This window comes from Anaerotruncus sp., from assembly GCF_057433415.1.
Map to the genome: position 1 here is coordinate 1 of NZ_DBMDHH010000068.1, position 12,327 is coordinate 12,327.

Below are 12,327 nucleotides of genomic sequence, written 5' to 3' on the forward strand. Positions count from 1 at the left end.
CCCCCAAGCCCGCCGCCTGCTGCGGGGCCGCCTTGGGTGCCGCCGGTGCGGCGGGCTTGGGGGCCGCGGCGGGCTGCGCCGGTTTCTTCGGCGAGCCCAGGCCGGTGGAGACGAAGAGCTTTCCGATCAGCCAGACGATCAGCGAAAGACCGATCAGCGCCACAAAGACGACCACCAGACCCGTGATGATGACTGCGCCCGCAAGGGTAAAATCAATATTCATGCCCATTCTCCTTGCTATATATTTGGTAAAATGATACAGGAAATTGGTTTCTACAAAAAATCGAAACCAGAACTAAGTATACTATATCTTGCGGGTATTTGCAACGCCTTTACGCCGCAATTTTGAAAAAATTTTAACAAACATTTCATGAAAAATCCATCTCCCCCGCCCAAAAAGACAAAGCGGCCGTCCTCCCGGGCGGCCGCTTTGTGGGAGCTCCACAAGCGCTTATTTGAGGGTGTCCATATACCGCCCGTACGCCTCGCGAAGCTCGGCGGCGGTCTCCTCGGGACGGGTCGGGTTGCAGTGCGCCCACGCGCCCGTTTCGCTCGAGGCGTTGAATTTGACCTTGTCCGCGCTGCGCATCGGCGGGAAAAATTCGATGTGGAAGTGGTAGCTGTCCTTCACGTCCGGGCCGTTCACCGGGGCGTTGTGCATACACATCATATAGGGGAACTTGTAGCCAAAGAGGCTGTCGAGCATGCCGACCGTGTGCTTGATGGTGACGGCAAGCGAACGGCGCTCCCCGGGGGTGAACTCGAGGAGGTTCGACTTGTGGGAGTTGGCGAAGATGTACACGCCGTAGGGGTACTCGGTGAAGAAGGGCAGGAAGACGGTAAAGTGCTCGTTCTGGAAGATTACCCGCTGGCCGAACTTTTGCTCCTCGGCGAGCATGTCGCAGAAGAGGCATCTGCCCTTTTCGGCGTAGTATTCGCCCGAAGATTTGAGCTCGAGCTGGAGCTTCTTGGGCACGAAGGAGTAGCCGTAGATCTGGCCGTGCGGATGGGGCATCGTGACGCCCACCGCCTCGCCGCGGTTTTCAAAGATGAAGACGTATTTGATCTTTTCGTCCTGCGAGAGCTTTTCAAACCGCTCGCACCACAGGTCGACCAGCTTCGCCATATGGTCGTCCGACAGTTCGGGGACCGTCGTCGTGTGCCCGGGCGAATAGAGGATGACCTCGCATTTGCCGTAGGCGGGCGCGGTTTTGAAGAAGCCGGTCGCCACGTCGTCCGGCTCGGGGGGCGTCTGGCTCAGCGCCGGGAAGTCGTTGTCGTATTCGAGCACGTCGTAGTGGTCCGGCACCTTGCCCGAGCCCGGGCAGAAGGGGCACCAGTCCTTGGGCATCTGCGGGCGCGCCTGCCGGTGGGAAGCGATCATGACCCAGTCCTGTGTCAGGGGATGCCATCTTAATTCAGCCATTCTGATTCCTCCTGTATGTATCTGATCGGTGTGTCGTTTCCTGTTAACCGGGTGCGCCTTACAGGGCGCAGAGGTCCACTCCGCCGACCGGGCGGATGGAGAGCACATGGCAGTGGTTCGCGCCGAACACCGCCTCCATCGCGGCCTTGTAGCCGTCGAGCAGGTCCTCGGGGACGAACGCCTGGATGGTCCCGGCGAAGCCGCCGCCGTGGACGCGCCACGCGCCGCGGCCGGCCAGCAGGTGCTCGCTCATCGCGAGCGCGAGGGAGAGGCCCTGCTCGTCGGGGTTCTTGCAGGTGTAGACGTTTTGCAGGTACATGTAGGAGGAGCGCCCGCTCTCGATCACAAGGCGCTTGAATTCCTCAAAGTCGCCCGCCCTGAGCGCGGCGACCTGCCTGGGCACCCGGTCGTTGTCCGCGTAGAAGTGGAAGGCGCGCAGCAGGGCGCGGTCGGTGCACTTGCCGCGCAGCGCGGGCAGCGCCGCGTAGAAGGTCTCCGGCGCGACGTCGCGCAGCACCTTCCCGCCGAGCGCCTCCGCCACCGCGCGCATCTCGACCGGCGCGGCGGCGTAGTCGCCGGTGAGGTCGGCGTGGTTGCCGCCCGTGTCGACGACGCAGAGCTTGTAGCCCGAATGGGCGAAGTCGAAGTCCACCTTTTCAACGACGGGCTTCTCCGGGTTTTGAAAGTCGATCGTGATGAAGCCGCCCACCGAGCAGCCCATCTGGTCCATGAGGCCGCTCGGCTTGCCGAAATAGGCGTTTTCGGCGTACTGGCCGATCTGGGCGATCTGCACCGGGGTCGCCGCGCCGCCCGCGTAGAGGCAGTTGAGCATCGTGCCGACGATCGTCTCGAACGCGGCCGACGAGGAGAGGCCGGAGCCCTTGAGCACGCTGGAGGTGGTGTAGGCGTCGAAGCCGCCGATGCGGTAGCCGAGGGCGGCAAACTTGGCGGCCACGCCGCGGATGAGGGAGGCGGCGGTGTTCTTTTCACACTCCCGCACCGACACGTCGGAGAGGTCGATGGTGTCCATCGGGAAGCCCGCCGACTGAATGCGGATGACGTTGTCGTCGTTCCTGCCGGCCACCGCGATCACGTCGAGGTTGACGCCCGCGGCCAGCACCCGTCCCTGCTGGTGGTCGGTGTGGTTGCCGCCCACCTCGGTGCGCCCCGGGGCGCTGAAGAGCCCGACCTCCCGGCCCGCGCCGAAGAGCTTTTCAAACTCCCCCACCGCGGCCTCATAGCGTTCCCGCTGGAGCGGCGCCTTTTCGCTGTAGAGATAGTCGAACGCCCGGTCCAGCCCGCCGGAAGTGATCCTGGATCGCATCTCCTGTGTCTTCATACCATTTCCTCCATCGTTTTGTCGTGTCGCCGGTCCGTTTCCGATGGGGCCCCGCCGCGCGCGGGGCCCTCTCAATATCTGTAATTTTAGCTTAACGCAAATTGTACGGAATTTCAACACAAAAAAGTCCCATTTTTATGGACGATTGTTGCAGTAAATCGCCTTTTTGATTATACTAATTAGAAGACGCAAAATAAAGGGGGCCTTCCAATGGCAGACGGTATCTTCAAACACTCCTATAAGACCAAAACGCGCGAAAGCCTGCCCATCGCCATCTATAACGCCGGCGTGCAGCAGTGCGAGCCCTCCCACACCTGGGGGCCCGGCCTGCGGGACCACTTTCTCGTGCACCACGTCATCTCCGGGCGCGGCAGCTACACCGCCGGCGGCGTCACCCATGAGGTGGGCGCGGGCGACACTTTCATCGTCTACCCCTCGGTCATCGTGACCTACCGCGCGGACGACGCAGACCCGTGGGAATACTGCTGGGTGGGCTTCAACGGCGCGGAGGCCAAGCTGCTGATGGCCCAGACCCCCTTCACCCGCGAAAAGCCGGTCGTCCGCTTTGAGGACCCGGCCGCCATCGAGAGCGCCATCACCGGCATCTACCGCGCCTCCGGCACCACCCCTGCCAGCGAGCTGCGCGCCATCGGCCTGCTCTACCTCTTCCTCGCGCTGCTCACCGAGCAGCCGGGCGCGCCCGCGCCCGCCGCCGGACTTTCGCTCGAATATGTCGAGAGCGCCATCCGGTTCATCGCGCACAACTACTCAGGCTCGATCGACGTCAGCGACATCGCCGCCTCGGTCGGCATCAGCCGAAGCCACCTCTACCGGGTGTTCATGCGGCATATCGGCACCTCCCCCAACGAATACCTGACCAAGTTCCGCATCTCCCAGGCGGTGGAACTGATCGAGCGTTCCTCCCTGCCCGTCTCGGCGGTCGCCGCGTCGGTCGGCTATGACGACTCCCTCTACTTCTCCCGCGTGTTTAAAAAGATCACCGGCGTATCCCCCTCCTCGTACATCAAAAAATCCGCCTCCCACGCCGGGAAGGCGGATTGAAAGGAGCCCTCATGGAAACCATCGACACCTCCTCCGCCGCCTCCGAAATCCAGGAGGTGGTGAACGCCCTCACCAGCATGCCCTCCGACACCCGGTGGAACTACCTGTGGCACAAATTTCTCGACTTCGCCCCCCGCCTGCTGACGGCGCTCATCATCCTCGCGGCCGGCATCCTGCTTGTGCGCTGGATCTGCTCCTTCTCCCGCAAAATGCTTAAGCGCTCCAAGCTCGACCCCACCCTGCATAATTTCATCGTTTCAATCATCTGCGCGGTGCTCTATATCGTGCTCGGCATCATCGTCGTCACCGTGCTCGCCCCCTCCGCCGCCGGGTCGCTCATCGCCCTCTTCGGCGTCTTCGGCCTGGCGGTCTCGCTGGCCGTCAAGGACTCCCTCGCGAACCTCGCGGGCGGCATGTCGGTGCTCTTTACCAAGCCCTTCGCGCTCGGCGACTATGTCCGCATCAACGGCAACGAGGGCACCATCCAGGAGATCCGCCTCAACTACACGATCCTGAAGACCTTCGACAACAAGGTCGTGCACATCCCCAACGGCGACGTGGCCAAGGCGGAGATCGTCAACTTCACCTATGAGCCGACCCGCCGCCTCGACCTCGTCTTTTCGATCGGCTACGGCGACGATTTTGAGAAGGCCAAGCGGATCATCCGCGGCGCGCTCGGCGACAACCCCCTTGCGCACCGGGATCCCGAGCCGGTCGTCCGCATGTCCGAGCACGGCGACTCCGCGATCAAGATCGCCTGCCGCGTATGGGTGGACACACCCGACTACTGGACGCTCAACTTTGACCTGCTCGAGGAGGTCAAGCGCCGGTTTGACGCGGAAGGCATCTCGATCCCCTACAACCAGATGGACGTTCATCTGCACCGGACGGGGGGGCAAAACTGATTCATTTAAAGGAAAGGACCGCAGGGGCATTGCCCCTGCGGTCCTCTTTGTCCGACTGCATACATTTGTCATGATTCTTGTTTCAGTTCCCCCAAAGCATATTCGCAACAGCGGATTACCAGCCTGTTCAATGATATCCCCTGCTCCTGCGCAATCTTCTCCAATTCCTGGAGTATTTTTTTGGGAATACGGAACGTCTTGTTGACATGTTCCGGTTTTGTTATCTGAAACACTTCCATCACCTATTCGATTATAGCCGCCCCCGAATAAAAATTCTACACCTCATTTTGCAAGAGGAACCTCTTGCATCCCATCTCGCGGGCATTGAGGGCCCCGCAGGGCTTCGCCCTGTGGGGCCCTTGCCGTCAGCCTCCCGTCGTCTATTGCATCCGTTTCCCCAAGGACCTTTCCTGACGGAAGGGTTCCGGCTCTCACTCGGGCGACGTTTCCCGTTCCAGATTCCTCAGGGCGTAATCACAGCACTGAACCACCAGGCTGTTCAGGGAAACTCCCTGCCGCTGAGCAGTCTCTTCCATCTGCCGAAGCAGTTCTTTAGGGAGCCTGAAGGTTTTGCTGATATACTCCGGCCTCGTAATCTGGAACATTGCAATCACCATGCTTATTGTACGGCCTTCCATATGTATTTTCTACACCTCATTTTTACACCTGAAATTGTCTTGCAGGGACGGCCGCCCAGCGGAAGGCCTGACCCATTATCTGGACGGCCATATAAAAGGAACGGACACCGATCAGCGTCCGTTCCTTCGTTTTGTTTTCATTTAGCCCTGCGCGTGCTGCTGCTTGCATTGGTCGATCTTCTTCTGCGGGGCGGGCTCGGTCTGGTACCAGCCGCGCTTGACCATCTCGTCGAAGACCTCGTGCTGAATCTGGTGTTCCTCATTGAGGATGTTCATAAGCTCGCTCATAACGGCTGGCGACGCGCATTCGTTCGCGAAGGTGTTGTAGCCCTCGGTGACGAATTTCTGGCTCGAAAGCACGTCCTCCATCATTTCACGGTCGCCGAACAGTTTCTGCTGGTTCATACGCCCTCCTAACCCAGCTGCTGGAGCAGCCGGTCATAATGGTTTTGGTGTTTCGCGGAGTTCTGTTCAAACTGGGTCTTGAGCTGCGGGTCGGTGGTCATCTGGGCATAAAGCGCGAACTTTTTGACGAGCGTCTGTTCCACGCCGAGCTGGTCCTCGATGGCGGAAAGCTCTTTGGACGTCAAAGGCATAAAAAAACAACCTCCTTCAATTGGGATACCTAAAGTATTCCAACCAAAGGAGGCAAATATACGATTGGCCGCTCAGTGGCGGTGGGTGGAGGAAGCCACAAACCCGTCCACGAGCTGGTCGATATACTGGAAGGAAAGCCCGGTGCCGACCGCGACGCATTCGACGGGGTTTTCCGCGAGGCGAACCGGCATCTTGAGCTCGCGGGACATATAGACATCCATGCCGTGGAGCATCGCGCCGCCGCCGGTCATGACCATGCCGTTGGTGAAGATGTCCCCGACAAGCTCGGGCGGCGTGCGTTCGACGACCGAATGGACCGCCGCGCGGATCTCGTCCACCAGCTCGACCATCACCGGATAGAGTTCCTTCCGGGTGAGCAGCACCTTGGTCGGCAGTCCGGTCGCAAGGTGGCGGCCCTTCACTTCATAGGACGCGTCCTCCGCGTCGCGGTCGACGCTCGCGATCGCGATCTTGACCCGCTCGGCCATCCGCTCGCCGAGCAGGACGTTGTAGCGGGAACGCATGTATTTGATGATCGCGGCGTTGAACTTGTCCCCCGCCAGCTTGATCGACGTTTTGCAGACGATGCCGTTGAGGGAGAGCACCGCGATGTCGCTCGTGCCGCCGCCGATGTCGAGGATGAGGTTGCCGTTCGGCCGCGAGATGTCGATACCCGCGCCGATCGCCGCCGCGACCGGCTCCTCGATCAGGTAGACGCTGCGCGCGCCCGCCTGCACGGCGGCGTCGACCGCCGCCTGCGCCTCCACGCCAGTGATGAGCGAGGGCACGCAGAGCGCCACCCGCGGTTTCATCATATTGTTGGGACAGGCCTTTTTCATGAAGTATTTGATCATCGCCTCGGTCATCTTGTAGTCGGAGATGACCCCGTCCTCCAGCGGGCGGATGGCGGTGATCTTCGCGGGCGTCTTGCCCAGCATGTCGTGCGCCTCGTCCCCCACGCTGAGCACGTCCCCGGTGCGGGTGTTGATCGCCACGACCGAGGGCTCCCGCAGCACGATGCCGTGCGCCCCGTTATAGACGAGTACCGTCGCCGTTCCCAGGTCGATCCCGATGTCGATTGAATTCATACGATTTTGTCCCCCTGACGGGCCCCGCCCGATTCATTACCGCACCATTATACAACAATTTACAGCAGAATTCAACGCCGCCCGCCATTTGCCGCCATTTTCCTCTGCCCGGCGGGCGTCGTGGCCGCCACGGTGAGGCGGACCTCCCCCGCGCCCGCCTTTTTGAGAAGCTCCGCGCATCGGCGGGCCGTCGCGCCCGTCGTGAGCACGTCGTCCACGAGCAGCACCCGCTCCCCCTTGAGCGCCGCGCCCCGGCAGAGGGAGAATGCCTCCCGCGCGTTGCGCTCCCGTGCGGCGGCGCCCTCCTGTCGCGCCTGCGCGCCGCCCTTTCCCGTATGGGCCAGGAGCCCGCCTTTGGCGGGCGCGCCCAGCCGCCGGGAAAGCTCCCGCGCCAGCAGCTCGGTCTGGCAGAACCCGCGCCGGCGGAGCTTTTTGCGGTGCAGCGGCACCCAGGTGACGAGGTCGAACGCCCCGTCCCCAAAGTCGCCGCGCACCCGCTTTGCCATCAGCGCCGCGAGGAAGGGCGCGTAATAGCTGCGCCCGCTGTATTTGTACCGGTGGATGCCCCGGCGCACGCCGCCCTCATACCAGAGCGCCGCGGACACGCCGTCACAGACCGGGCCGGACGCCTCGCAGACGCACCGGTCCAGCCGCTTGCCGCAGCCGGGGCAGGCCTCCCCCGCCGTCTCGGGCAGACCGCACTCCCCGCAGAGCCACCCCTCCCCCGCGAGCACCCGCCCGCAGAGGAAGCATTTGTGCGGGAAGAGCAGGGTGAGCGCGCGCTCCCACAGGCTAGCCATCGCACACCTCCTCCAGCAAAAACCGCAGGTTGGCGTAGCGGCGGATCCGCTTGTGGCTCTGCACCATCGTGCGCACCGCCGAGGCCGAGCCGAGGATGATGAGCAGCTTTTTCGCACGGGTGACCGCCGTATAGAGCAGGCTCCGGTAATACATGCGGCTGCGTCCCTCCGCGAGCGGCAGGATGACCGCGTCGTACTCGTTGCCCTGGCTCTTGTGCACGGTGATCGCGTAGGCGAGCTCGAGCTCGCCCGCCATGTCGAAGGAGTACTCCGCGCGGCGGCCCTCGTCGAACCGCACGATGATCGACGAGGAGGGGCGGTTGATGAGCTCGATCACGCCGATGTCGCCGTTGAAGATGCCGAGTCCCTCCTCGCCGTCCTCCTTTTCCCACAGGAGGTCGTAGTTGTTCTTCACCTGCATGACCTTGTCCCCCTCGCGCAGCGTCTGGGGGCCGGAGGAAAATTCCTTTTTGCGCTCGTCGGGCGGGTTGAGCGCCTGCTGGAGCACCCGGTTGAGCTCCCCGGTGCCCGCCGCGCCCACCCTTGTCGGCGCGATCACCTGGATGTCCCACATCGGCGAAAAGCCGTAGCTCTTGGGCAGCCGCCGCGCGCAGAGATCGGCGGCGGTCGCGCAGATGCGCGCCGACTGCTGCTCGGGCAGGAAGAAGAAGTCGTTGTCCCGCGCGTCAAGCCGCGGGTCCTCCCCCGAGACGATCGCGTGCGCGTTGGTGACGATGAGGCTTTTGGCCGCCTGCCGGAAGATCTCCGACAGGTGCACGACGGGGAGCTTGCCGCTCGCGATGAGGTCGCTCAGAATGTTGCCCGCGCCGACCGACGGCAGCTGGTCGGGGTCGCCGACGAGGATGAGCCGGCAGGAGAACTTGACGGCGCGCAGCAGCGACTCGAAGAGGAGCGTGTCCATCATCGAGGTCTCGTCGATGATGACCGCCTCGCAGGGCAGCGGGTTCTTCTCCCCGCGCTTGAATTTGGTGACCCCCGAGCCGTCGTCGAAGTCGACCTCGAGCAGCCGGTGGACCGTCCTGGCCTCCACGCCGGTCAGCTCGGTCATCCGCTTGGCGGCGCGCCCGGTCGGCGCGGCGAGCGCCACCTTCTCCCCCATCTGCCCGAGCAGGCGGATGATCGCCGAGATCGCCGTCGTCTTGCCGGTGCCGGGGCCGCCGGTGAGGATCATGAGGGGGGAGGTGACCGCCGTGACGATCGCCTCCCGCTGGAGCGCCGCGTAGGTGATCTCCTGCTTTTGCTCGAGCGCGGAGATCGCAGCCTCGAGATCGGGGGTGAGGCCCTCCCCCCGCTGGTCGCGCATGAGGGCGAGCTTGGAGGCGATGTAGCACTCCGCCTCGTAGTAGCGGGGGACGTAGAGGAAGGGCTCCCCCTTTACATCGAGCCGCACCAGCTCCCCGCGCGCCACAAGCTCCTCGAGCACGTCGGCGGCGTGGTAGCTGTCCGTCTGGACGAGCCGCGCCGCCGTCTCGAGCAGCTTCGGCTCGGGCAGACAGGTGTGTCCGTTGTTCATGCTGTTGTGGCGCAGCACATGCAGGATGCCCGCGGCGATCCGCTCGAAGCTGTCGGGCGCGAGCCCCGCCGCGTCGGCCGCGGCGTCCGCCGTCTCGAAGGGCACGCCGATCTCCTCGCAGCAGAGCACATAGGGGTTCTGCGACACGATCTCCTGCGCCTGGGGGCCGAACTTCTTCCACGCCTTGATCGCGAAGGGCGCGGGAACGCCGATTTTCGCCAGATATAGCATTACAGTTCGTATACCAAACAATTTTCGATACTCATTGGAAATTTGTTCCGCTTTTTTTGGCGAAATTCCGGAAACCTCGGTGAGCCTTGCCGGATTCTGTTCGATCACGGTGAGCGTCTCGTCCCCAAACCGCGCGACCAGCCGCCCGGCGGTCTTGGGGCCGATCCCCTTGATCGCGCCGGAGGAGAGATAGGAGGCGATGGCGGCGGCGGTCGCCGGGAGCAGCCGCTCATACTTGTCCGCCTTGAGCTGGAGGCCGTATTTCGGGTGGGTGGCGTACACCCCCTCCACGATGAGCGTCTCGCCGACGGCGATGCCCGCGAACTCCCCGACCACGGTGACCAGCTCGCCGTCGGCCGAAAGCTCGAGCACCGTAAAGCCCGTCTGCTCGCTGTGGAAGATGACCGTCTCCACCCCGCCCTCCAGCCGGTAGCGTTCGCCAAGCTCCATGTTCCTTCCCTCCCCGCGCGAAGATTTACAGCTATCATTATAGCCGTCCGCGCGGGAAAGCGCAAGCGCGCCGGGAGCCTGCGGCCCCTAGCGCAGGAGCCCCGCCAGCTCCTCCGGGGAGCGGACGAAACGCACCCCCGCGCCGCGCGCGAGCTCCTCGCAGTCGCGCGCCGCCCGCTCGTCGAGGCCCGCGTCGTAAAGCAGAAGCACTTGACCGCTCGGGTTGGATTCCCACTGGAGGCAGGCGTAGAAGAGGGACATCTGGTCGCCCGAATTTTTCCCTTCCCCGCCGACCGGCACGACCTTGTAAACCCCGTTGCCTTTCCGGCTCAGGCGCACCGCGAGCCACGCGGCCGCGTGGATGAACCCGATGCAGGCGAAGACCGACAGCAGGCCGATTCCCAGGATGTGCAGCATGAAAAATCACCTCGGAACATCCTATGTTCCGGGGTGATTTTGTGTGAGGCGTTTTGGGGCCTATTCCTTCACGGCGGCCAAAAGCGCGTCGGTTTTGTCTGTTTTTTCCCAGCTGACGCCCAAATCCTCGCGGCCCATGTGGCCGTAGGCGGCGAGCTGCCGGTAGATCGGGCGGCGCAGGCCGAGAGTGCGGATGATCGCCGCCGGGCGCAGGTCGAAGACCCTGGTCACCGCCTCGGCGAGCCGGTCGTCAGGCACCGCGCCGGTGCCGAAGGTGTTGACGTTGACCGACACGGGGTTCGCCACGCCGATCGCGTAGGCCACCTGCACCTCGCAGCGGCGGGCGAGCTTGGCGGCGACAATGTTCTTCGCCACCCAGCGCGCGGCGTAGGCCGCCGAGCGGTCCACCTTGGTCGGGTCCTTGCCCGAGAAGGCGCCGCCGCCGTGCCGGCCGAAGCCGCCGTAGGTGTCGACGATGATCTTGCGGCCGGTGAGCCCCGAATCGCCCTGCGGCCCGCCGATCACGAACCGGCCGGTGGGGTTCACGTAGATCTTTGTGCGGTCGTCCATCAGCTCGGAGGGGATCACCTTGTCGATGACCTCCGCGATCACGTCCGCGCGGATCTGCTCGAGGGAGACGTCGGGCGAATGCTGGTTGGAGATGACCACCGCGTCGACGCGCACCGGCGCGTCGTCCTCGTATTCGACCGTCACCTGCGTCTTGCCGTCCGGCCGCAGGTAGGGGAGCGTCCCGTCGTGGCGGACCTCCGAGAGCCGCTTGGCCAGCCGGTGGGCCAGCGAGATCGGCATCGGCATCAATTCGGGGGTGTCGTCCGACGCGTAGCCGAACATCATGCCCTGGTCGCCCGCGCCGGTCGAATCCGCCTCGTCGCCCGCGCCCTGCTTCTGCTCGAGCGCCTCGTCGACGCCGAGCGCGATGTCGCCCGACTGCTCGTCGATGCTCGTCAGCACTGCGCAGGTCGCATAGTCAAAGCCGAATTTCGCGCGGTCGTAGCCGATCCCCCTGATCACGTCGCGCGCCACGGCGGGGATATCCACATAGCAGTTGGTGGAGATCTCCCCCATGATGAGCACCATGCCGGTGGTCACCGCCGTCTCGCACGCCACGCGCGCCTGCGGGTCCTTCGCGATGATCGCGTCGAGCACCGCGTCGGAAATCTGGTCGCAGATCTTGTCGGGATGTCCCTCGGTTACTGACTCCGAGGTAAAAAGGTACTTGGCCATCTTCTATCGAACTTCCTTTCGTCCAGCCCCTCCGGGCTTCAATATACAAATTTTACGCCGCTTCCTCCGGCAGGACCTGCACCGACCGGTATTGGAAGCCGCCCCCGTCCAAAAGCTCCACCGTCATGACGGCGGAATAGACCTTCTGTCCGGAAGCCTCGGACGCGTTTCCCTCGCCGTCCCGGACGGCATAGCCCTCCGTCCACACCTCGTAGGAGATGCGCAGCAGGTCCCCCTCCCGTTCGGCGGAGAGCACCCGCGGCCACCACTCCTCGCCGAGGCCGCCGCCCCGCATCTGGTAGACGTTCTTCTGCGCGTCGTAGGAATAGGCGGTACGCAGGTAGTCGGCGGGCGCACCGAAGTAGGCGAGCGCCGTGGCCTCGACCTCCTCGGCGGGATAGGCCGCAAAGCCCTCCCCGTCCACCGGCGGGTCGACGCGCGCCCATTCGGGGCCGTACCGCTCGGCGTAGTCGATCTTGGACATGTAGATGTGGTAATTTTGCTGCACCGAGAACTGGAAGAGGGAGTCCGGGCCGAGGTCCTCATAGCGCTCCCACCCCTCGGCGTAGATCAGGTTGCCGTAGGGCGCGAAAAA

14 protein-coding genes are annotated in these 12,327 nt (G+C 63.6%); 2 read left to right on the top strand and 12 right to left on the bottom strand.

The window, feature by feature from the left end; all coding sequences use genetic code 11:
* The 3 genes from ACZO3G_RS13330 to ACZO3G_RS13340 all read right to left on the bottom strand — a co-directional run.
* Positions 1–223: OadG family transporter subunit (locus ACZO3G_RS13330; protein WP_486847333.1), on the bottom strand; the 223-nt coding region annotated here is incomplete at its 3' end.
* 228 nt (positions 224–451) lie between these two features.
* Positions 452–1,426 carry a galactose-1-phosphate uridylyltransferase gene (gene galT, locus ACZO3G_RS13335; protein WP_276873133.1) on the bottom strand — a complete coding sequence of 325 codons (975 nt, stop codon included), beginning with the start codon at positions 1,424–1,426 and terminating at the stop codon, positions 452–454.
* 58 nt (positions 1,427–1,484) lie between these two features.
* On the bottom strand, positions 1,485–2,765 hold the full coding sequence (locus ACZO3G_RS13340) for a galactokinase (RefSeq protein ID WP_276873132.1): 1,281 nt from the start codon (positions 2,763–2,765) through the stop codon (positions 1,485–1,487).
* Between the two features lie 210 nt (positions 2,766–2,975).
* Between ACZO3G_RS13340 and ACZO3G_RS13345 the strand changes: the two genes are divergently transcribed.
* Entirely contained in the window at positions 2,976–3,827 is an 852-nt protein-coding gene (locus ACZO3G_RS13345) for an AraC family transcriptional regulator (RefSeq protein ID WP_101549337.1), read from the top strand.
* Between the two features lie 11 nt (positions 3,828–3,838).
* Positions 3,839–4,732 (top strand): mechanosensitive ion channel family protein, encoded by an 894-nt coding sequence (locus tag ACZO3G_RS13350; RefSeq protein WP_121586946.1) that lies wholly within the window; start codon positions 3,839–3,841, stop codon positions 4,730–4,732.
* Positions 4,733–5,163: 431 nt separating this feature from the next.
* Here the strand turns inward: ACZO3G_RS13350 and ACZO3G_RS13355 are convergent, their stop codons facing one another.
* From ACZO3G_RS13355 to ACZO3G_RS13395, 9 genes are all read right to left on the bottom strand, one after another.
* Complete coding sequence (locus ACZO3G_RS13355) at positions 5,164–5,370, bottom strand: YlcI/YnfO family protein (protein ID WP_306576066.1); 207 nt, start codon at positions 5,368–5,370, stop codon at positions 5,164–5,166.
* Between the two features lie 141 nt (positions 5,371–5,511).
* Complete coding sequence (locus tag ACZO3G_RS13360) at positions 5,512–5,775, bottom strand: spore coat protein (RefSeq protein WP_101549330.1); 264 nt, start codon at positions 5,773–5,775, stop codon at positions 5,512–5,514.
* A gap of 8 nt (positions 5,776–5,783) precedes the next feature.
* Positions 5,784–5,966: a spore coat protein gene (locus ACZO3G_RS13365; RefSeq protein WP_101549328.1), complete on the bottom strand. Its 183-nt coding sequence runs from the start codon at positions 5,964–5,966 to the stop codon at positions 5,784–5,786.
* Between the two features lie 72 nt (positions 5,967–6,038).
* Positions 6,039–7,055 (bottom strand): rod shape-determining protein, encoded by a 1,017-nt coding sequence (locus ACZO3G_RS13370; protein ID WP_101549326.1) that lies wholly within the window; start codon positions 7,053–7,055, stop codon positions 6,039–6,041.
* A 71-nt stretch (positions 7,056–7,126) separates the two neighbouring features.
* Positions 7,127–7,855: a ComF family protein gene (locus ACZO3G_RS13375; RefSeq protein ID WP_486847334.1), complete on the bottom strand. Its 729-nt coding sequence runs from the start codon at positions 7,853–7,855 to the stop codon at positions 7,127–7,129.
* Entirely contained in the window at positions 7,848–10,070 is a 2,223-nt protein-coding gene (gene recD2, locus ACZO3G_RS13380) for an SF1B family DNA helicase RecD2 (protein ID WP_276873119.1), read from the bottom strand. Before recD2 ends, ACZO3G_RS13375 begins: the two co-directional genes overlap by 8 nt.
* 87 nt (positions 10,071–10,157) lie before the next feature.
* Positions 10,158–10,487, bottom strand: a complete 330-nt coding sequence (locus ACZO3G_RS13385; RefSeq protein ID WP_101549321.1) for a hypothetical protein — start codon at positions 10,485–10,487, stop codon at positions 10,158–10,160.
* Positions 10,488–10,547: 60 nt separating this feature from the next.
* Positions 10,548–11,732: a methionine adenosyltransferase gene (metK, locus tag ACZO3G_RS13390; protein ID WP_101549320.1), complete on the bottom strand. Its 1,185-nt coding sequence runs from the start codon at positions 11,730–11,732 to the stop codon at positions 10,548–10,550.
* A gap of 52 nt (positions 11,733–11,784) precedes the next feature.
* Positions 11,785–12,327, bottom strand: a 543-nt coding sequence (locus ACZO3G_RS13395) for a hypothetical protein (RefSeq protein ID WP_486847335.1), incomplete at its 5' end; no start/stop codon positions are given.